This window comes from Gilliamella sp. ESL0250, from assembly GCF_013345045.1.
In the GTDB taxonomy this organism is placed as follows: Bacteria; Pseudomonadota; Gammaproteobacteria; order Enterobacterales; family Orbaceae; genus Gilliamella; species Gilliamella apicola_H.
On record NZ_JAAEDV010000017.1, the window covers coordinates 1 to 19,295 of the forward strand.

The following is a 19,295-nucleotide window of genomic DNA, read 5'->3' on the forward strand; positions in this document are numbered from 1 at the left end:
AATTCCATATGCTAGCAGGTCCTGCTGCTTCATCTTCACCATAGTAAAGACTCGGCCTTGCGTAACAAACTTTAGGCTGTGAATTTGGATTGATATAATACGTCACCGTACTCCCCTCGAAATTCCTGCTATTCGGTATACCATACTGGGTAGTTAAATTACCATCTGTACTACTTAATGTTACCTTATAAGGTGCACTACATATATCTAATGTATCACTACGACTTACTGTACTGCCATTCTTATCAGTAAAACTCACCGATAAATTCCCCGTTGCAGTCACCCCATTAGTACCCTGACCATCTCCATCATCATCTCCCCAATAGTTATACGGCGCTCGAATAAGTGCATCTAATCCTATTGAGTTGGTTGACGGCGGCACCAACATCCCTATATTACTAAGATTACTTTCATTTATTAGCCTTATTGGATTTGTCGCACTTGATGTATTGGTTGATGGCGTAACCGTTGTACCATCCGGCAAGGTAATAAACAACAACGCATCAGTGGTAGTCACTTTAGTTTGACCTCCATCAAACGTTAAATACGGCGCACTACCTTGAATCACTTGGCTAGTATGCGCTGTTAATGCCTGTGAGCTGAGCGAATACGGCAATAACAACACTGGCGTTAATGCCAACGGGATTTTTGCAAAAAATTCGGTAGATAATTTTGATGATATAAACAAGGAAAGAATAAAAAACTGTCTAATGCGATTATTGGATAAATTTAAGACATCGGTTTGCCATGTCAGTTGTCCATAATTATACTTCATAGCATCCTGTCCGTTAATTAAAATATTTTTTACTTGTCTTTTTTATGTTCGTTAACTTATAAAATAAGATAACTTAATTTTCACCGTTAAAATTATAAGGCTTAAAAAAACTTAGCTAGTTTTTTTGGGGATTTTTTGTAAGGGAATGTAAAGGAAAGAATGGGTTAAGCTTTGGGAAAAGCTTTAAAGGATTGAAAATCTTAGTTTTTGTTAAAAAACAACAAAAAATATAATAAAATAAATACTCTATCTAATTTTTTTATAATTTTCGGGTTTGGATTTCGGACGTGTTGAGCTGTTGGTGAAATAAATAGCAACAGTGACAACGGTCGAGTTAGGAAATTAGCAAATTCCTTAACACCTCACACTACAGAATGCGACCGCCTTATATTTACTCGTATCAACCTGATACTCGCCTTTTGATGTCATCTTCACTTTGCTCAGGTGTTCAAATTTATTCCTAACAAAGCCCAAACTCGCCAAACATTCATACTTATTGTGCTAACCTCGCTTAGTTGTCGACGCATTCTAGCGCGGTGAAAGGGCAGCCATATTGACCTTACAATATTATGGGAATGTTTTTTACTATAAAAAACTGTTCATTTATCAAGTTGATTTTAATTAATATTTAAAAATAACTACAATAATAACATTCAATCCAATGTGATCATTTAAATTTCTTTTAGCAACTCATTAATTTGATAAGAAGATTAAAAAATTAAATGCACATCCCAAAAAACGTGATTTTAAGCGTATTTGTTGTAACAACGAAATAAATAAGTAGGTATTTTAAGATATAAAAAAACCTGCTATAAACAGGCTATAAGGATTCGGAAATTGGCTCCTCCAACAGGACTTGAACCTGTGACATACGGATTAACAGTCCGCCGTTCTACCGACTGAACTATGGAGGAACACTTAACACGCGGAATATTAACTATTTATAATGACAATGTCAATCTCTAAAACACTAAACAAAATCAACTGCTCAGCTTATAAGCAAATTCTGTAATTACTGTGTTAAAATAATAGGTAAATGATATAAAAGGTAGAATAAAATTGATGAAAAAAAATATTTGTGTTTTTTGTGGTGCAAGCGATGGTAGTCGCCTAGAATATCGGACTCATGCTGAACAATTAGGTAAAATATTAGCTGAGCAAAACAGGCGTTTAATCTATGGTGGTGGTAATAAAGGCTTAATGGGTATTATTGCTAACGCAGTCTTAGCTCATGGAGGCGAGGTAATTGGCATCATTCCTGAACGTTTAGTCAAAGCCGAAACGGCTCACCACGGTATCACTCGTTTAGAAGTGGTGGATAATATGCATCAGCGCAAAGCAAGACTGTCTGAGCTTGCCGATGGCTTTATTGCAATGCCGGGCGGAACAGGTACGCTAGAAGAAATTTTTGAAGTCTGGACGGGTATGCAAATCGGTTATCACGAAAAGCCCGTGGCTTTGTTTAATCCAGCTGAATTTTGGCAGCCTATGCTCAATTTTTTACAACATGCCGTGAACGAAGGATTTGTTCGAGATAGTTTTTATAAAACATTAATCGTTTCGGAAGATCCACAATTGATATTACAACAAATAGATCACTTTATTCCTAAAGATCTACAGCGTTGGGTAAAAAAATAATGTATTGATGATAAAAAACGCCATCTTTTGATGGCGCTTTTATTTATATGATTAAAATTAAGCGGCAGTTGCAGCTTCTGACTCTGGTTGTTTGATAAATGCATAAGCCACACCAGCAATAACAGAACCAGTCACAATAGATAACAAGTAACCAACTACAGGTTTAACCACGCCAGGAATTGCTAAGGCAAATAACCCACCATGTGGTGTCATTAATGTTGAACCAAAGGCTAACGCCATGCCACCAGTAATTGCCCCACCAATAATACAACATGGGATAACACGTAATGGATCACGAGCAGCAAATGGAATTGCCCCTTCGGATATAAAGCACAAGCCTAATACCAATGAAGCTTTACCACTTTCTTGTTCAGTTTTAGCAAATTTTTTGCTCGCAATAAGTGTTGCTAAGCCCATAGCTAAAGGTGGAACCATACCACCAGCCATAACCGCAGCCATTGGTGCATAAACTTGTGCTGAAATTAAACCAGTACCAAATGCGTAAGCAACTTTATTAATTGGCCCACCCATATCAGTACACATCATTCCGCCTAAAATAGCTCCCAATATAACCGCATTCGCCGTACCCATTGAATTTAGCCATACTGTTACAGCATTCATTAACCATGCAATAGGGGTACCAACAATAAATTGCATCACAAGACCTGTAATAAGCGTTGCAAATAGTGGTACGATTAATATTGGCTTTAATGCCTCTAGCGTTTTTGGTAATGGTAAATATTTTGTGATTAATAGCGCCAAATAACCAGCAAAATAACCAATAATAATCCCACCTAAAAAGCCTGCACCAGTTGATACCGCAAGTAAACCACCCACAAGCCCCGGTGCAAGCCCAGGTCTATCAGCAATAGAATAAGCAATATAACCTGAAAGCAATGGTACCATAAGTGAGAAAGCAAGCCCTCCAATTTGAGCTAAATGCGGTTCACCTATTAATTTTTGCACCCCTTCAACCATTTCAAATGAACCAAAAGCAAATGAAAGCGCAATAATCAAACCACCTGCAACCACCATTGGTAACATGTAAGATACGCCAGTTAATAGATGTTGATAAACACCTTTTTTATCATTGCTTGATTCAGTTTTTGCAGCGTTTGCTGGTTGATAAACCGTTGCTTCTTCAAATGCTTTATCAAATTCTTGTGCTGTTTTTTTCAGGGCAGGACCTGTTTTGGTGCGATAAAGTTTTTTACCCGCAAATTTGCTTAAGTCGACATCGATATCACAAGCAGCGATAACCACATCAGCAGAAGCGACTTCTTCTGGTGTTAATTCATTACCAACACCAACTGAACCACGAGTTTCAACTTTACACCACCAACCACGTTTTTTGGCCTCTTCTTCAATGGCTTCTGCCGCCATAAAAGTATGAGCAACGCCTGTTGGACAAGCAGTAACAGCAACAATACGTTTTACACCATGACTTGACGTTGCTGTTGGTGTCACCTCGGCAGATTGTTCATAAACACTCGCTTTATTTTGTGCATCAGTTAAAATCTGTTTTGGATTAGCAAAAAGTTGATTTAAGTCTTCAACGACATACACTTTTTTGCCAACCACAGATTTATCACTAATGATTCCCGAACCGACAGCAACAATAATATCTGCTGATGCAGCAGTGTCAACGATGTTTAAATTTAAGGCATTTGCCGCTAAAGCTAATTCTGCTTTAGCTAAACGTCCATTAACTGGACCTGCATGACTACCTTCAATAATATATATATTCATGAATACTCCTTATGCAGCAATTATTTCAATTTTTTCTAGCATATTATTTACAGCTTGGCGCTCAGCAATGCCAACACCAGCCTGTCCAACCGATAGAGCCGCAACACTTGATGCAAAGACTAAAGTGTCTTTAATTGATTGCTCAGTGATTAAACCATACATTAAACCAGCGACCATTGAATCGCCAGCCCCCACAGTACTAACTACTTGGCATTTAGGTGGTTTTGCTAACCATGCTTCATTTTTAGTGACCCATAATGCACCTTTACTTCCAAGCGAAATGATGACATTGTCAACGCCGCCATTAACTAACTCCATAGCAGCCTTTTTTACATCATCCAATGTCGATAATTTACGACCTATCCACATTTCAAGCTCTTTATCATTTGGTTTGATTAACCATGGTTTTGCTTTTAATCCTGCGACCAATGCATCTCGACTACTATCGAATACAATTTTTGGACAAATCGCTTTAACTTGTTCCATCCAATTTGTAAATTTATCAAGTGATACTCCAGCAGGTAAGCTACCACTAATAGCAACCATATCAATGTCTTTTAACCATTCAAGAGAGTTTTTTACAAAGTTTTGCCAGTCTTGCTCACTAATAGTAAAGCCCGAAAAGTTCAAATCTGTTACTTCACTATTCTCTTCGGTCAACTTAACATTAATACGTGTACGCCCCGTAATTGTTTCGAATTTATCAACCACATTTAATGATTTAAATAATAAATTAAAGCCATCACGATTTTCTTTACCCAAAAATCCACCGATAGTTAGTTGAACGTCTAAATCAGACAAAACCTTAGCTACATTGATGCCTTTACCAGCAGCAAGTAATGCATTAGTTTGGACTAAATTAACATCACCAAGCTCCACTTTTGGGCAAAAACCTAAAAGATCATAAGCAGGATTTAAGGTGATTGTTGCAATACGATAAGTCATTTAAACACCCTCACCTAGACCGCTTTCAATCGCTTTACCAATAGCATCAAGTACTTGAGCCGCATCATCACCAACCGCTGTAAATTTTAATCGACTGCCTTTTTTGGCACCCAATGCAACAATTTTCATTAAACTTGTTGCACTCACTGGCTCGCCTTTGCCATCTAAATTAGCAACAGTTACTTTACTGTTAAATTCTTTAACGAGTTTGACTAAAACAGACGATGGGCGAGTATGTAAACCATTCTCATTAGGAATGATAAATTCACGACTTAATGATTCATTGTTTGATTCGGTAATAGCCGACTCATTTGGAGATGTTGATTGAATTTCTGATTCATCAGATCCTACAGTTTGACAACCAGATAACAGAAGATTGATAAGCCCATCAATATTTGCTGATAATAGTAACGCTAATTTTTGATTAAAAGCTAAAGTAGCAATGTTATTTATAATTTCAGAAACAGAATCATCAACGACTGACATAGTAATAAGTAACTTAACAGGCTTACCATCTTCATTGAGATTACTAGTGGTACGGCTAATCGCCACCGCATTTTTTAAATTACCTTCTTTGCTATCATTTAACCAAACACCCTCGCCTAGGTAAGTTGGTTTATTATCTAATACATCAGCAATAAAACTTGCATTGACTGCATTTTGCTGTTTTAAACGTGATGCATTTAATGCTTGTAGTGTTGATAAACTATCAGCAGGAATATCCAATAATAATGCAGATTCATTTACAGTAAATTGACTATCTTCTGGACTTGTTTTGCCAGTTAAAATGGCAATTGCTTCGTCAGCCGATTGAATTTTTTTGATTCGTTCCTCTACCCCATCAGCACCAAGCACATGAGTGAGTTGACGAAGTAATTCTAAATGCTCATCAGAACTTGCTGCAATACCAATTGCAAGATAGGCCTTTTCACCATCATCCCCCCATTCAACACCATTAGGAAAACAAAATACTTGCACCCCTGTTTTTTTCACTAAATGGCGAGTTTTAGTGGTGCCATGGGGAATAGCAAGACCAATGCCTAAATATGTCGCTGCTTGAGATTCTCGTTCAAGCATGCCATCGACATAACCATCTTCAACATATCCTGCTTGGGTTAATGCCGATGCAACTTTCTTTATTGCTTCTGTTTTATTTGTAGCTTGTTCATTTAAATGAATGTTTTCTTTAACTAAATGAAACATATAATAAATACCTCTGGGTTAAAATGTTGGGTCGACTAAAATGACTCAGCAAATATAAATCCTTGAATTAACATTATTGAATCGTTTCAGCAATAATGAATAAATTAATATTAATTATCAAATAAATTATTTCTATTGATCAATAATTTGTGATCTGGATCTTATTTTTTATTTAAAATTTAAACTGTTTTAAAGCCAATATTGCGTTTGGTGTCTATCAATATCTTAACGGCTTAAGCTACCTCGATAGATCAATCGCCTCGGAATTATTGTCGTACCTGATTGATAATTCTCGTTATGCAGATAGTTTAAAAACAATTTTATTGTTACATTGGCAACTTCTTTGTGATCTTGTGAAAGCGATATGACTTTACATGGCAAAAAGTCTAATAACTCATTATCACCAAAGGTAGCAATCGTTAAGGCTTCGGGTAGATGTCCAAATTTTCTTAAAATTGCATCAATACTTCCTTGCAATAAAGAAAAAGAAGTAGTAAAAATGCCATTAGGCATTTCATGGTTTTCTAACCATTGACTAAAGGCAAAATCAGCATCTTGACGACTATAGTTATTTGCATATAAAAAATCAATTTTACTACAATTATTAAATTTGATACCTTTAAAGCCATCTAGACGAAGTTGACTAACCGACAAGTTTGGTAAAGCCCCAATATAAACCACTGAATCTTTTACAAAGTTATTAAATGCTTGGGCCAGTGATTTAGAATCTTGTTTATCGGCACCTACAATATTTCTAAATTTAGATATAGATAATATTCTATCAAGTGCGAATAATGGAATCTTTTCGTTTTGCCAGTCATCATAAAAAATATAATCCTGAGCAGAAACGAATGATGATGAAATAATCAAAGCATCTACTCGACGTTGCTGAAGATGCTTGACGCACTCTTTTTCGATTTGTGGATCATCTTCAGAACATGCTAGTAATAATTGATACCCTTCTTTTCTTACTAGTTGTTCTAAATAATTGGCAATGCGGGTGTAACTGTTGTTTTCTAAATCAGGAATAATAAAACCGATAGTACGTGTTTTACCGGCTCTAAGGCCTGCTGCTACAGCATTAGGTTGGTAATTATGCGCTTTTACCACCGACATGACTTTTTCAATTGTTTTGTCACTTACGCGGTACTTTTTGGCTTTTCCATTGATCACATAACTCGCTGTTGTTGTTGAAACACCAGCCAAAAGAGCGATTTGTTCTAATTTCATAACACCATCCCAACTCAATATAGTAGTTATTTAACCTGAATCAAAATAATTTGTAAATACCGATTCTAATGTCTACTCAATAAGTTAGCTGTATTTTACGTTTTATACAAAAAGCCTAAAGATAAAATGACTAATCAAAAAAATAGGATTTCGTTAGATCTTACCAAAAATGATAAGTTCATTAATCATTAGTAATAAATAGCAATATTTTGATCATGGACATTTTCAATTTTGACGGGTGTATCAAATATATCTTCTAAAATAGTCGAATTCATAATTTGTTGTGGCCTGCCTTGGTATATTAGCTCGCCATTTTTCATGGCTAAAATGTAATCTGAATATACAGATGCAAAGTTGATATCATGAATAACAATCACAATGGTTTTACCCAGTTCATCGGCAGCACGGCGCAATTGTTTCATCATAGTGACAGCATGTTTCATATCGAGATTATTGAGTGGTTCATCAAGTAATACATATTCAGTATCTTGGCAAAGTACCATGGCAACATAAGCACGTTGCCGTTGCCCACCAGATAATTCATCTAAAAAGCGCTCTTTATATTCAGTAAGATCTAAAAAATCAAGTGCACGATTAATATGATTATAGTCATCAGCATTTAAGCGCCCTTTGGTATAAGGGTAACGCCCAAACCCGACTAACTCAAAAACAGTTAATCTACTGGTAAAACGGTTTTCCTGTCTTAATACAGATAAATAGGTAGCAAGCTTATCACTTGGTGTATTAACTACATCCATATTTTGAATTTTGACTTGCCCTTCGTCAGCGAATAAAAGTCGACTGATAATCGATAGTAACGTCGATTTACCCGCTCCATTTGGACCAATAATGGCAGTGATCCCACCTTGTGAAATTGTCGCATTGACATTTTTTAGTACAGGTATTGTTTGATAGTTTTTACTAACATTAGCTATTTTTATCACATCCTAACCTTTTTCAATAACAAGAAAATAAACAAAGAACCACCAATAAATTCAATCACAATGGATAATGCACCAACCATATTTAATACTCGCTCTAAGAACATTTGCCCACCAACAAGAAAAATAACGCCTAATAAAAAAGCAGTAGGAAGCAAAAAACGATGTTGGCTTGATCCACTAATACTATAAGCTAAATTAGCAATTAAAAGACCTAAAAAAGTAAACGGTCCAACTAATGCTGTTGATATCGATACCAAAATAGAAACTAGCAACAAAATAATAGTGATATTTTTTTGGTAATCAATACCTAAATTTATTGCATTATCACGCCCCAATGCTAGCACATCAAACTTGAATCGCATGCGCCATAAAAATAGACCAATAATAGCTGCAATCATTAATGAAAAGATAATCAATACAGGCTCTGCGCGTGTAAATGTCGCAAAAATACGACTTTGTAATACAGCAAATTCAGACGGCGTCATCAAACGCTGTAATAGATTAGAAAAACTACGGAATAATGTACCTAAAATTATGCCGATTAATAACACCAAATGTAAGTTTTGTTTGAGCTTGGTAAACAAACCTCGATACAAAAATAGAGAAAATAAGATTAATAAAAGTGATTCAAATACAAATTTGCCAATAGTACCGATATAAGGAATGCCTTGTGTATCAATGCAAAAGATCACAACAGTTTGAATGAGCACAAACAGAGATTCAAATCCCATAATTGAAGGGGTTAAGATTCGATTGTTGGTGACCGTTTGAAAAAGTAATGTTGACGTCGCAGCCGAAAAAGCAACTAGGATCATAGTTAGCACAATCCATGTTCGATGGACCAAAATGTAACTGATATTGCCCTTAAGACCAAAGGTCATAAAGCAAGTTACGCAAATTAGTGCAATAATAAACAATAAAAATACTCTTTTTTGGCATAAAGCATGGCGTTTTTGGTTAACTAACATGGCGTTTTCGACCCAACAATATTAAAAAAATAATAGCGCCAACCACGCCTAGAATCACACTAACTGGAATCTCAAATGGATAGCGAATAATGCGCCCAATGATGTCGCAAATTAAAACTAACCCACTACCAAATAAACAGATCCATGGCATGGTTTTACGGACATTGTCACCAAATAATAAACTAACAATATTTGGTACAATCAATCCTAAAAATGGTAAAACACCCACTACTACAACCACAATACCGCCAATTAATGCAATAACAATAAGTCCTGTCAACATAACAAGTCGATAATTAAGCCCGACATTAATTGAAAAATCTCGACCTAAACCAGCTACAGTAAATTGATCTGCACTCCAACAAGCGAGTAATGTCAATCCGCCGACCAGCCATAATAATTCGTAACGACCTTGTAAAACTCCAGAAAAATCACCCGATTCCCAACCACCAAGTGATTGTAACAAATCAAAATACATGGCAAAAAAAGTTGTAATTGCGCTAATAACTGCTCCTAACATAATACCAATAAGTGGTACCATCAAAGCAGATTTAAAAATGACTTTTCGAGAAATTGCCATAAAAATCATTGTACCAAGCATGGCAAATAAGCTGGCAACGACCATTTTAGTCATAACACTTGCACCAGGCGCTAAAACCATCATCACTAATAAGCCAAGACTTGCAGATTGAGTTGTACCGACCAACGAGGGTTCAACAAATCGATTTTGTGTTAACAGTTGCATAATTAAACCAGCAACACTCATAGCACTGCCGGCTAGTAATAAAGCAGCAGTTCTAGGCACACGGCTTACAAAAAAAATCTCGCGCATGTTGCTATCAGACCATAGTTCAGATAGCGTCACATGCCCTGCGCCAATAAATAAACTTATTGCAGCCATTATCAATAAAATGAAAATGCCTGCAATAATATAAAAGGACTTAATCATGTTTTATATCAATTTGTTGATGTTTTTTGTAAAGCTTCACTAATTTGATCTATCAAACGGCTATAAGTTTGAATACCGCCTGCAATATACATAGATGATGAATCTAAATAGATAATATGTTGATTTTGCCATGCGGCTGTTTTTTCAATTAAGTCATTGCTTAGTACTTGCTGTGCAGATTGTGCTTCTTTATTACCAATTGCACTATCTCTATCTAACACAAACAACCACTGCGGATTAACACTTAAGATAAATTCAGAGGTCACCGCATTACCATGACGTCCAGCTTCTTGGAATGTGGTTGCAGGTTGAAAACCAAGTATATCAAACACAAAACCAAAACGAGATTTTGGACCATAAGCCGACATTTTACCGCCATTAACCATAATCACTAATGCACTTCCAGCAGTGCTTGTCTTTGGCTTTAATTTTTCAATCTTTTGATTAAAATCAGTAATAAGCTTTTTAGCTTCGTCTTGCTTATTAAAAATAGTGCCTAACTGCTCTGTTCGTTGAGTTAAACTACCTAAAAAGTCTTTTGGATCAATATCTAAAGAAATTGTCGGTGCAATGTCATTCAATTTTTTATAAGCATCATTAGCACGACCACCAGCAATAATAACATCAGGCTCAATTGTGCTTAATACTTCATAATTTGGTTCAAACAAGGTTCCAGCATTAGTATAGGTTTTATCACTATATTTAGATAAAAAATCAGGTAAATGCACATCAGATTGCGGAACAGCCGAGACAGGAATATTTAAAGCATCAATAATATCAAGCGTTGCAATATTAAAAACAACAACTTTTTTTGGATTTTCAGGTACATCGGTTTTGCCTTGAGCATGCTCAACGGTAATCGTTTTCGCTGGTATTTGCTGTTCTTTTTTATTGTCACATCCAACCAAAACAAGTAATACGGTAAGTAAAACTAAAAATTTCACTTTGATATATGAATACATTATAACTCCTAATTATCAGCCGAATAAAAAACAAAAAACGATAATTATAATAATTATCATTTACATTATGATTGTAACCAAAAAATAGGTAGGGTTCAATGAACTTTAAGTGTTTAGCAACGCAATGTGCCATAAATGGCATAAATAGTAGTGATATGAATAAGTAGATAAAAAAGCTATTGATTTATTCAATAGCATAATTAATATTGATAGTTAGAGATTTTTATTGCGATCTAGCGATAAATCTTTAAGTTTTCGAGTCAATGTATTTCGCCCCCAACCTAATAGATAAGCCGCTTCTTGTTTATGGCCTCGTGTAAAATTAAGTGCACTTTTTAATAAGATATGTTCAACATCGTTTATTGCCTCAGTCAAAATACCGCTTTTACCCTCCGTGAGCGCTTGTTTTGCCCATTGTTCTAGTAATACTTTCCAATCGGTTTCTTGTTGAGCAAAGTGGTTTTCGTGCATGGTAATATTTTCATTTGTGACCATTGTTTTTGTCGTTGATAATTGCAACAGTTCTGGTGGCAAATCTTGAACTAAAACCTCTTGATTTGAGGACATTACCGTCACCCAGCGACAGGTATTTTCAAGCTGACGCACATTACCAGGCCAATTAAATCGACATAAAACACTTAATGCTTCGGGACTCAATACTTTACCATCAACACCTAATTCTTTCGCTGTAGTATGTAAAAAATGTTCAGCAAGTTTTGGAATATCCTGCGCTCTATCCCGTAAAGGAGGAAGCACTATACGAATCACATTTAAACGATGAAATAAATCATCTCTAAATTTACCTTCTTTTACTCTTGTTTCTAAATTTTGATGTGTGGCAGCAATAATACGCACATCTACTTTTACTGGCGAATAACCACCAATACGATAAAACTGCCCATCGGCAAGCACTCTTAATAATCTGGTTTGTACATCAAGTGGCATATCACCAATTTCATCTAAAAATAAAGTCCCGCCGTTAGCTTGTTCAAAACGTCCATGACGAATTTGAGCCGCACCAGTAAATGCGCCTTTTTCATGCCCAAAAAGCTCAGATTCAATGAGATCTTTAGGGATTGCCGCCATATTTAATGCAATAAAAGGTGATTGAGAACGAGGGCTATGGGTATGTAATGCCTTAGCAACCAACTCTTTACCCGTTCCTGACTCACCATTAATTAATACGCTGATAGATGATTTAGATAATCGACCAATAATACGAAACACGTCTTGCATTGAAGGTGCCTCACCAATAATGCCAGTTGATGCTTTCGCGGTTGTATTATTGCTGGTTTTGTTATTTTGAGTTTGTAAAATAGCTCGTTCTACAAGCTGAATAACTTCGTCGACATCAAAGGGCTTAGGAATATAATCATAAGCCCCTTTTTGATAAGCATTTACTGCCGCATCAAGATCTGAATGCGCAGTCATAATAATTACTGGTAAATTTGGCATTTGCTCTTTCACGTGATGAAGCAATGTTAAACCATCAAGCCCTGGCATTTTAATATCAGAAATCAATACAGCTGGTTTTTGCACATGTGCATCTAATGCATCAATAACCTCTTGACCACTGGTAAAACTGACACAGTTGAAATGAGCATTCGCTAATGCTTTTTCAAGTACCCACCGAATAGAACTATCATCATCAACAATCCAAACATTCATTTTAATTTACCTCACTGCCTAATTGGCAAATAGACAGAAAACGCTGTATGCCCAGGCCAACTATTAAATTCAATTTTACCGTGATGTTGATCAACAATATTATGTGCAATCGAAAGCCCAATACCTGTCCCTCCTTCATAGCCACTAACCATAGGATAAAACAAGGTATCTTGTATGTGAACAGGAACACCCGGTCCATTATCTTCAATATCAATACGAGCACAAAGCCGATAACGCTGGCCATGTAAAGTAACCTGAAAAGCCGTTCTTGTTCTAATGGTAATTGTGCCAGCTTTAGAACCAATAGCCTGTAAAGCATTACGAACAATATTCAAAATTACCTGCTCTATTTGTTCAGAGTCATGAGTTAAATCCGGTAGACTAGGATCATAATCACGCAGAATTTCAATATTGATTGGTTTTTCCAAACACAACAAAGCATAGATTCGTTCTATTGCTTGATGAATATTTTGTTCTTTTTGGTGTAATCGCTGTTGTGGACCTAACAACCTATCAACAAGATTTCTTAGTCTATCGGCTTGTTCAATAATAATTTTTGTGTAATCTTGTAATTCGTTTTTTGGTAATTCTCGTGATAATAATTGAGCTGCACCTCTGAGCCCACCTAGTGGATTTTTAATTTCATGAGCAAGTCCTCGAACTAATTCACGAGCAGCACTTTGCTGAGCTTGTTGTAATTGTTCTTGGCTAAGGCGTTTATGATTATTTAACGGCACCATTTCAATTAATATTCGACCATTACCTAATAGTTGAGCTGTCAGCGATAAAATATGTAACTCATTATTAATAACTAAATTGACTTCATTATCTGTAAAACCTTGATTTTGTGCTAATGCACTAAGCATCAAATCAATATCTAAAGAGAAATACCCCAATAAATCGGGAAGATAACTTTCTAATAATTTTTTAGAACTTTGCGCTAATAACTGCTGTGCAGCAGTATTGGCATAGAGAATATTGAGTTTTGTATCAAGTAATAAAATACTTGTAATCATAGAATCGAGAACAAGATTAGCATCAGATTCATTATTAAATGTCATCGTTGGATTTCCGTCCTGATTAGAAACCACCGCCAACAAGCGGTGGGTAAAACATTAAGTTATATAAAAAATAATTTATAGGCTATAGTACAATTCAAATTCAACCGGATGTGGCGTCATACGTACACGATCAACATCTTGACGTTTTAAATCAATGTATGCATCAATAGTATCATTAGTAAAGACATTACCACGCGTTAAGAATTCACGATCTGCATCTAATGCATTAAGAGCCTCTTCAAGCGAACCCGCAACTTGAGGAATTAATTTAGATTCCTCTGGTGGTAAATCGTATAAGTTTTTATCCATCGCATCACCAGGGTGAATTTTATTAATAATACCATCTAAACCAGCCATTAACTGTGCAGCAAATGATAAGTATGGATTACCTGCTGGATCTGGGAAGCGAACCTCAATACGGCGTGCTTTAGGGCTAGTCACAACAGGAATACGAATTGACGCAGAACGGTTACGTGCAGAATAAGCAAGCATAACTGGCGCTTCATAACCTGGTACTAAACGTTTATAAGAGTTAGTTGCAGGGTTAGTAAATGCATTGATGGCTTTCGCATGTTTGATAATACCGCCAATATAGAATAGTGCCATTTCTGAAAGACCCGCATATTTATCCCCAGCGAATAAATTTACACCATCTTTCGCTAATGATTGGTGACAATGCATACCTGAACCATTATCACCAAACATCGGTTTTGGCATAAAGGTCGCTGTTTTGCCATAAGCATGAGCCACATTTTGTACGACATATTTATAGATTTGCACTTCATCGGCTTTTTTAGTTAGCGTATTAAAGCGACAAGCAATTTCGTTTTGACCCGCAGTTGCCACTTCATGATGGTGAGCTTCAACTACTAAGCCAAGTTGCTCCATAATTAAACACATTTCAGAACGGATATCTTGCGATGAATCAACGGGTGGAAGTGGGAAGTATCCACCTTTTACGCCTGGACGATGCCCTTTGTTGCCTTCTTCATATTTTGTACCAGAATTCCATGCTGCTTCAATATCATCAATATGCACAAAACTACCAGACATTGGCGAACCAAAACGGACATCATCAAATAAAAAGAATTCTGGTTCAGGTCCAAAAATAACCGTATCAGCAATACCTGATGATTTTAGATACTCTTCTGCACGTTTAGCGATTGAACGTGGATCACGATCATAACCTTGCAACGTTGCTGGCTCTAAAACATCACAACGGATATTTAATGTCACATCTTCAAAAAACGGATCGATAACAGCACTTGATGTATCAGGCATTAACACCATATCTGATTCATTAATACCTTTCCAACCTGCAATTGATGAACCATCAAACATCTTACCATCTTCAAAAAAATCGGCATCAATTTGACTAACAGGAATTGTAACGTGTTGTTCTTTACCTTTTGTATCAGTAAAACGTAAATCAACAAACTTAACATCATTTTCTTTAATTAGTGTTAAAACTTTTAGTGTAGACATTTATATTCTCCATTAAGAACAAATAATTTAATTATTCTGTATAAAAAGCAATTTTTAAAGATAATTGGCTATATTCATCTATATAAAATAAATTGTATGCAAAGATTATGCCAATTTTCCAACGATACATTTATGAAGCAAACGCTAAAAATAGTAACATGGATCCCAATATTGCACCATAATAGTTAGATAAGCACCAATCTGATGCACCAAAATCATTCATGATACTTTCACTGCCGTTTAACCGTCTAAATCGACAATATTTACACTTGAATCAATGATACATTACCATGCCGTAGTGGCAATCATCTATATCACTCTCAGCAATCACAGACTAAACAGAAAAAATAATAAAAATAGTAAGATAGGCACCTTAAATTGCATTAAAAATTTGCCTTATATCAGACATGTTTTACAATCTTTTAAAATAAAACAATTTACTATAAATCAATTTTTCAATTATTGGCACTATATTTCATCACGCAATATCGCTATAATCTCTCCTTATATTGAAAAAACTAGGTAATTATACAAGTATGGACTTTATCACTCTCGAAATGCTGCCTTTTATAAAAAATCATCTTTTACTTTCTGTAGGTTGGGTTGTGTTGTTTGTTGCAATTATTGTACTAACCATCAAAAGTAAACTATCTAAGGTTAAAATCATCAATAATGCTCAAGCAATCCATATGATTAATAAGCAAGGAGCTGTTATTGTTGACATTCGTTCTGCAGATAGCTTTAAAAAAGGACATATCACTGATTCTCACAATATTTTACCTATCGATATTAAAAATGCGAGCGCAAAAACAATTGAAAAATTTAAAGAAAACATCGTTATTTTGATTGATGAAAATGGTTTATCATCAGCAGGTATAGGTGAAATACTTGTTAAACAAGGTTTTTTAAATGTCTTTACATTAAAGGACGGTATTGCTGGATGGAACGGCGAAAATTTACCACTGGTTAGAAAATAATATTATTTAAAAATAAGGTTTTATCATGACAGAACAAAACAATACACAACAACCCGAAACACAGTTTGCTATTCAACGTATTTATACCAAAGACGTATCATTTGAAACTAACAATGTTCCTGAAATTTTTACCAAACAATGGCAACCTGAGTTGAATCTTGAATTAAATTCATCTTCACAAGTATTGAGTGAAAATGTATACGAAGTTGCGCTTCGTGTCACAGTGACAGTAAAACAGCAAGACGAAGTTGCATATATTTGTGAAGTGACTCAAGCTGGTATTTTCTCACTTATTGGATTCGACGAAGGTCAAATTCAACATTGTGTTGGCGCTTATTGTCCAAACATTTTATTCCCTTACGCGCGTGAAGTTATTTCGAGTTTAGTCAATAAAGGGACATTCCCGCAAGTAAATTTAGAGCCGGTAAATTTTGAAGCGTTATTCATTAATTATCTTCAACAACAACAGCAAGCTGAACCTACAGAAACATTGCAATAATTATTGTCTTTTAGTGAATTAACAATACATTTATTGGATTATTATGAAAAAAAATGCTGCAGTAACAGTAATTGGCGCAGGATCTTATGGAACCTCTTTAGCTATTCTACTGGCACGAAATGGTTACTCAACTTTATTGTGGGGACATAACCCAGATAAAATGACCATTTTGCAGCATGATAGGCAAAATAAGCAATTTTTGCCAGATATTCATTTTCCAGATCGATTACAGATTGAAAGTGATTTAAAAACAGCAGTTTCAGCCTCACCCATTTTGCTTATTGTGGTACCTAGTCATGCATTTGCAAGCATTCTAATTCAAATCAAACCATTTTTACGCCAAGATACAAAAATTGTTTGGGCGACAAAAGGGCTTGAAGTGGATACAGGTCGATTACTACAGGATGTAGCGAAGGAAATTCTAGGCGATAAAATTCCACTAGCGGTTATCTCTGGCCCAACATTTGCCAAAGAAGTCGCTTCTGGATTACCTACAGCGGTAACTGTGGCATCAACAGATGAACATTTTTTAAATCAACTACAAACATTATTCCATTGTAGTAAAAGCTTCCGAGTTTATAGCAGTAAAGATTTTATAGGTGTGCAACTTGGTGGTGCAATCAAAAATGTGATCGCCATTGGTGCTGGATTATCTGATGGTCTTGGATTTGGGGCCAATGCAAGAACAGCATTAATTACGCGTGGACTTGCCGAAATGATGCGATTAGGGGCAGTATTAGGCGCAGATCCTGCAACCTTTATGGGAATGGCTGGACTAGGCGATCTGGTTTTAACCTGTACCGATAATCAATCTCGTAATCGTCGTTTTGGCATGTTACTTGGTCAAAACAAATCAATTCAAGAAGCGCAAGAAGCCATAGCTCAAGTTGTTGAGGGTTGTAAAAATACAAAAGAAGTTTGGTTACTCGCCCAAAAATATCATGTTGATATGCCAATCACTGAACAAATTTATCAAATCCTTTATGAGCATAAAGATCCAAAACAAGCAGCGATGGCATTACTCGGACGTTCACAAAAAGCAGAACTAAAAAGCTAGTTTTATACTAAAACACCTAGTTACCTGAAACTTTTTGACAAAAAATCACCATAATTCTAACAAATAATTACTATAAATACGTACCTATTCCTTTTTCTTTGGCTTTAAGATAGATATCGTAACCAATATACACATCTAATACTGCGGTTCCAACCGTTTTAAACAACGTAATTTGTTGATCATTTTGCCGACATTGAGTTGGGTCTAGCACTAAATCTCCTAACTCCAAAAAGTCATCTTTCGATACTAATTTTTGTTTAATTGGATCAATAATATCACCGGCTTCAGCAAACACCCCTTCTTTGGTATCAACCACTCGAATATTAGCTTTCTCAACAATGTTCTTTGGAATTTCGTGCATCTCTGGTGTATAAGCACCTATACCATTAATATGTGTACCGGGTTTTACTTTATCGCCATTAAACGTTACAACTTTTGATGTTGTCACCGAAGTAATGATATCAGCTTGGCTAATGTCTTCATCCAAATTCTGTGAAAAATAAAAATTAGTTGAAAAATGGGCAAAACGGTGTTTCATATCATCAGTAAATTTTTTTGCTTTTTGCATATCAATATCAAAAATAGCTACATCATTAAGTGAGCGGACAGTTAACATTGCTTCTAATTGGGATATCGCTTGCCCGCCAGTACCGATCAACACAGCTCGACTGGCATCTTTACGAGCCAACAAATCAGTTGCCGCACCTTGAACGGCACCTGTACGAAGCTGAGTGACAAAGGTACCATCTAATATGGCACAAACTTCACCTGTTTGTGGATCTAACATTAAAACTTGAGCAGGAACTGATGGTTTGCCCAATTTTGGGTTGTCAGGAAATACGGAGACAATTTTGATACCCACAATATCGCTACCTTTAATATGTGCGGGCATAAATAAGCATTGACCTTTTTGCATATCAAAATTGATTCGTAATGGTACATCACTGTTTCCTTGGGTATAGATTTTCAACGCTTGTTTATCCGCTACTATCGCTTCTTTCATGGTATAAAATTTTTCAATATCTTTGTGCGTTAAAATGAGCATGCTTGTTCCTTATTAGTTTTTCATATTTATTTTACACTTTAGTATCTATTATCTATTTTTTAAATCAAGAATCATTGTTAATTAAAACTTAACTATATATTTGATATAGTAAAATCATCATCCCTTGTATATTATTTGCA

17 protein-coding genes and 1 tRNA gene are annotated in these 19,295 nt (G+C 35.7%); 4 read left to right on the forward strand and 14 right to left on the reverse strand.

The features are described 5' to 3' along the window. A partial coding sequence (locus tag GYY69_RS11695) for a hypothetical protein (protein WP_174797840.1) occupies positions 1 to 775 on the reverse strand: 775 nt, incomplete at its 3' end. Between the two features lie 838 nt (positions 776 to 1,613). Next, a tRNA-Asn gene (locus GYY69_RS11700) sits at positions 1,614 to 1,689 on the reverse strand. 148 nt (positions 1,690 to 1,837) lie between these two features. Here GYY69_RS11700 and GYY69_RS11705 point away from each other — a divergent pair. After that, entirely contained in the window at positions 1,838 to 2,413 is a 576-nt protein-coding gene (locus GYY69_RS11705; RefSeq protein WP_174797841.1) for an LOG family protein, read from the forward strand. Positions 2,414 to 2,470: 57 nt separating this feature from the next. On the opposite strand, the gene fruA is transcribed toward GYY69_RS11705, so the two are convergent. The 11 genes from fruA to glnA form a co-directional block, all read right to left on the reverse strand. Then, positions 2,471 to 4,162 carry a PTS fructose transporter subunit IIBC gene (gene fruA, locus GYY69_RS11710; protein WP_174797842.1) on the reverse strand — a complete coding sequence of 564 codons (1,692 nt, stop codon included), beginning with the start codon at positions 4,160 to 4,162 and terminating at the stop codon, positions 2,471 to 2,473. Positions 4,163 to 4,171: 9 nt separating this feature from the next. After that, positions 4,172 to 5,107, reverse strand: a complete 936-nt coding sequence (gene fruK / locus GYY69_RS11715) for a 1-phosphofructokinase (RefSeq protein WP_174797843.1) — start codon at positions 5,105 to 5,107, stop codon at positions 4,172 to 4,174. After that, the gene (gene fruB / locus GYY69_RS11720) at positions 5,108 to 6,310 is read right to left on the reverse strand and encodes a fused PTS fructose transporter subunit IIA/HPr protein (protein ID WP_174797844.1); all 1,203 of its coding nucleotides are present in this window, start codon (positions 6,308 to 6,310) and stop codon (positions 5,108 to 5,110) included. A gap of 225 nt (positions 6,311 to 6,535) precedes the next feature. Further along, a complete protein-coding gene (cra, locus tag GYY69_RS11725; RefSeq protein WP_174797845.1) occupies positions 6,536 to 7,540 on the reverse strand; it encodes a catabolite repressor/activator in 1,005 nt (334 codons plus the stop codon). A 188-nt stretch (positions 7,541 to 7,728) separates the two neighbouring features. After that, positions 7,729 to 8,484, reverse strand: a complete 756-nt coding sequence (locus tag GYY69_RS11730; RefSeq protein WP_174797846.1) for an ATP-binding cassette domain-containing protein — start codon at positions 8,482 to 8,484, stop codon at positions 7,729 to 7,731. Continuing rightward, entirely contained in the window at positions 8,481 to 9,452 is a 972-nt protein-coding gene (locus GYY69_RS11735; RefSeq protein ID WP_174797847.1) for an iron chelate uptake ABC transporter family permease subunit, read from the reverse strand. Before GYY69_RS11735 ends, GYY69_RS11730 begins: the two co-directional genes overlap by 4 nt. Next, positions 9,442 to 10,401 (reverse strand): ABC transporter permease, encoded by a 960-nt coding sequence (locus GYY69_RS11740; protein ID WP_194240646.1) that lies wholly within the window; start codon positions 10,399 to 10,401, stop codon positions 9,442 to 9,444. Before GYY69_RS11740 ends, GYY69_RS11735 begins: the two co-directional genes overlap by 11 nt. An 8-nt stretch (positions 10,402 to 10,409) precedes the next feature. Beyond that, the gene (locus GYY69_RS11745) at positions 10,410 to 11,363 is read right to left on the reverse strand and encodes a siderophore ABC transporter substrate-binding protein (RefSeq protein WP_174797848.1); all 954 of its coding nucleotides are present in this window, start codon (positions 11,361 to 11,363) and stop codon (positions 10,410 to 10,412) included. Between the two features lie 213 nt (positions 11,364 to 11,576). Beyond that, positions 11,577 to 13,031 carry a nitrogen regulation protein NR(I) gene (gene glnG / locus GYY69_RS11750; RefSeq protein ID WP_174797849.1) on the reverse strand — a complete coding sequence of 485 codons (1,455 nt, stop codon included), beginning with the start codon at positions 13,029 to 13,031 and terminating at the stop codon, positions 11,577 to 11,579. A gap of 11 nt (positions 13,032 to 13,042) precedes the next feature. Then, positions 13,043 to 14,092 carry a nitrogen regulation protein NR(II) gene (glnL, locus tag GYY69_RS11755; protein WP_174797850.1) on the reverse strand — a complete coding sequence of 350 codons (1,050 nt, stop codon included), beginning with the start codon at positions 14,090 to 14,092 and terminating at the stop codon, positions 13,043 to 13,045. Positions 14,093 to 14,167: 75 nt separating this feature from the next. Then, on the reverse strand, positions 14,168 to 15,577 hold the full coding sequence (gene glnA / locus GYY69_RS11760; protein WP_174797851.1) for a glutamate--ammonia ligase: 1,410 nt from the start codon (positions 15,575 to 15,577) through the stop codon (positions 14,168 to 14,170). Between the two features lie 536 nt (positions 15,578 to 16,113). Here glnA and GYY69_RS11765 point away from each other — a divergent pair. The 3 genes from GYY69_RS11765 to gpsA are packed head-to-tail and all read left to right on the forward strand — an operon-like array spanning position 16,114 to position 18,110. Then, positions 16,114 to 16,554: a rhodanese-like domain-containing protein gene (locus GYY69_RS11765; RefSeq protein ID WP_174797852.1), complete on the forward strand. Its 441-nt coding sequence runs from the start codon at positions 16,114 to 16,116 to the stop codon at positions 16,552 to 16,554. A 25-nt stretch (positions 16,555 to 16,579) separates the two neighbouring features. Continuing rightward, the gene (secB, locus tag GYY69_RS11770) at positions 16,580 to 17,053 is read left to right on the forward strand and encodes a protein-export chaperone SecB (RefSeq protein WP_174797853.1); all 474 of its coding nucleotides are present in this window, start codon (positions 16,580 to 16,582) and stop codon (positions 17,051 to 17,053) included. A gap of 43 nt (positions 17,054 to 17,096) precedes the next feature. After that, positions 17,097 to 18,110: an NAD(P)H-dependent glycerol-3-phosphate dehydrogenase gene (gpsA, locus tag GYY69_RS11775; protein ID WP_194240647.1), complete on the forward strand. Its 1,014-nt coding sequence runs from the start codon at positions 17,097 to 17,099 to the stop codon at positions 18,108 to 18,110. Positions 18,111 to 18,180: 70 nt separating this feature from the next. Here the strand turns inward: gpsA and GYY69_RS11780 are convergent, their stop codons facing one another. After that, a complete protein-coding gene (locus tag GYY69_RS11780) occupies positions 18,181 to 19,155 on the reverse strand; it encodes an ornithine cyclodeaminase family protein (protein WP_174797854.1) in 975 nt (324 codons plus the stop codon). Positions 19,156 to 19,295 lie beyond the last annotated feature (140 nt).

Excerpts from the sequence above, each read along its gene's own strand:
- GYY69_RS11705 (WP_174797841.1), top strand. The coding sequence starts at position 1,838 with ATGAAAAAAAATATTTGTGTTTTTTGTGGTGCAAGCGATGGTAGTCGC.
- fruA (WP_174797842.1), bottom strand. The coding sequence starts at position 4,162 with ATGAATATATATATTATTGAAGGTAGTCATGCAGGTCCAGTTAATGGA.
- fruK (WP_174797843.1), bottom strand. The coding sequence starts at position 5,107 with ATGACTTATCGTATTGCAACAATCACCTTAAATCCTGCTTATGATCTT.
- fruB (WP_174797844.1), bottom strand. The coding sequence starts at position 6,310 with ATGTTTCATTTAGTTAAAGAAAACATTCATTTAAATGAACAAGCTACA.
- cra (WP_174797845.1), bottom strand. The coding sequence starts at position 7,540 with ATGAAATTAGAACAAATCGCTCTTTTGGCTGGTGTTTCAACAACAACA.
- GYY69_RS11735 (WP_174797847.1), bottom strand. The coding sequence starts at position 9,452 with ATGTTAGTTAACCAAAAACGCCATGCTTTATGCCAAAAAAGAGTATTT.
- GYY69_RS11740 (WP_194240646.1), bottom strand. The coding sequence starts at position 10,401 with ATGATTAAGTCCTTTTATATTATTGCAGGCATTTTCATTTTATTGATA.
- GYY69_RS11745 (WP_174797848.1), bottom strand. The coding sequence starts at position 11,363 with ATGTATTCATATATCAAAGTGAAATTTTTAGTTTTACTTACCGTATTA.
- glnG (WP_174797849.1), bottom strand. The coding sequence starts at position 13,031 with ATGAATGTTTGGATTGTTGATGATGATAGTTCTATTCGGTGGGTACTT.
- glnL (WP_174797850.1), bottom strand. The coding sequence starts at position 14,092 with ATGACATTTAATAATGAATCTGATGCTAATCTTGTTCTCGATTCTATG.
- glnA (WP_174797851.1), bottom strand. The coding sequence starts at position 15,577 with ATGTCTACACTAAAAGTTTTAACACTAATTAAAGAAAATGATGTTAAG.
- GYY69_RS11765 (WP_174797852.1), top strand. The coding sequence starts at position 16,114 with ATGGACTTTATCACTCTCGAAATGCTGCCTTTTATAAAAAATCATCTT.
- secB (WP_174797853.1), top strand. The coding sequence starts at position 16,580 with ATGACAGAACAAAACAATACACAACAACCCGAAACACAGTTTGCTATT.
- gpsA (WP_194240647.1), top strand. The coding sequence starts at position 17,097 with ATGAAAAAAAATGCTGCAGTAACAGTAATTGGCGCAGGATCTTATGGA.
- GYY69_RS11780 (WP_174797854.1), bottom strand. The coding sequence starts at position 19,155 with ATGCTCATTTTAACGCACAAAGATATTGAAAAATTTTATACCATGAAA.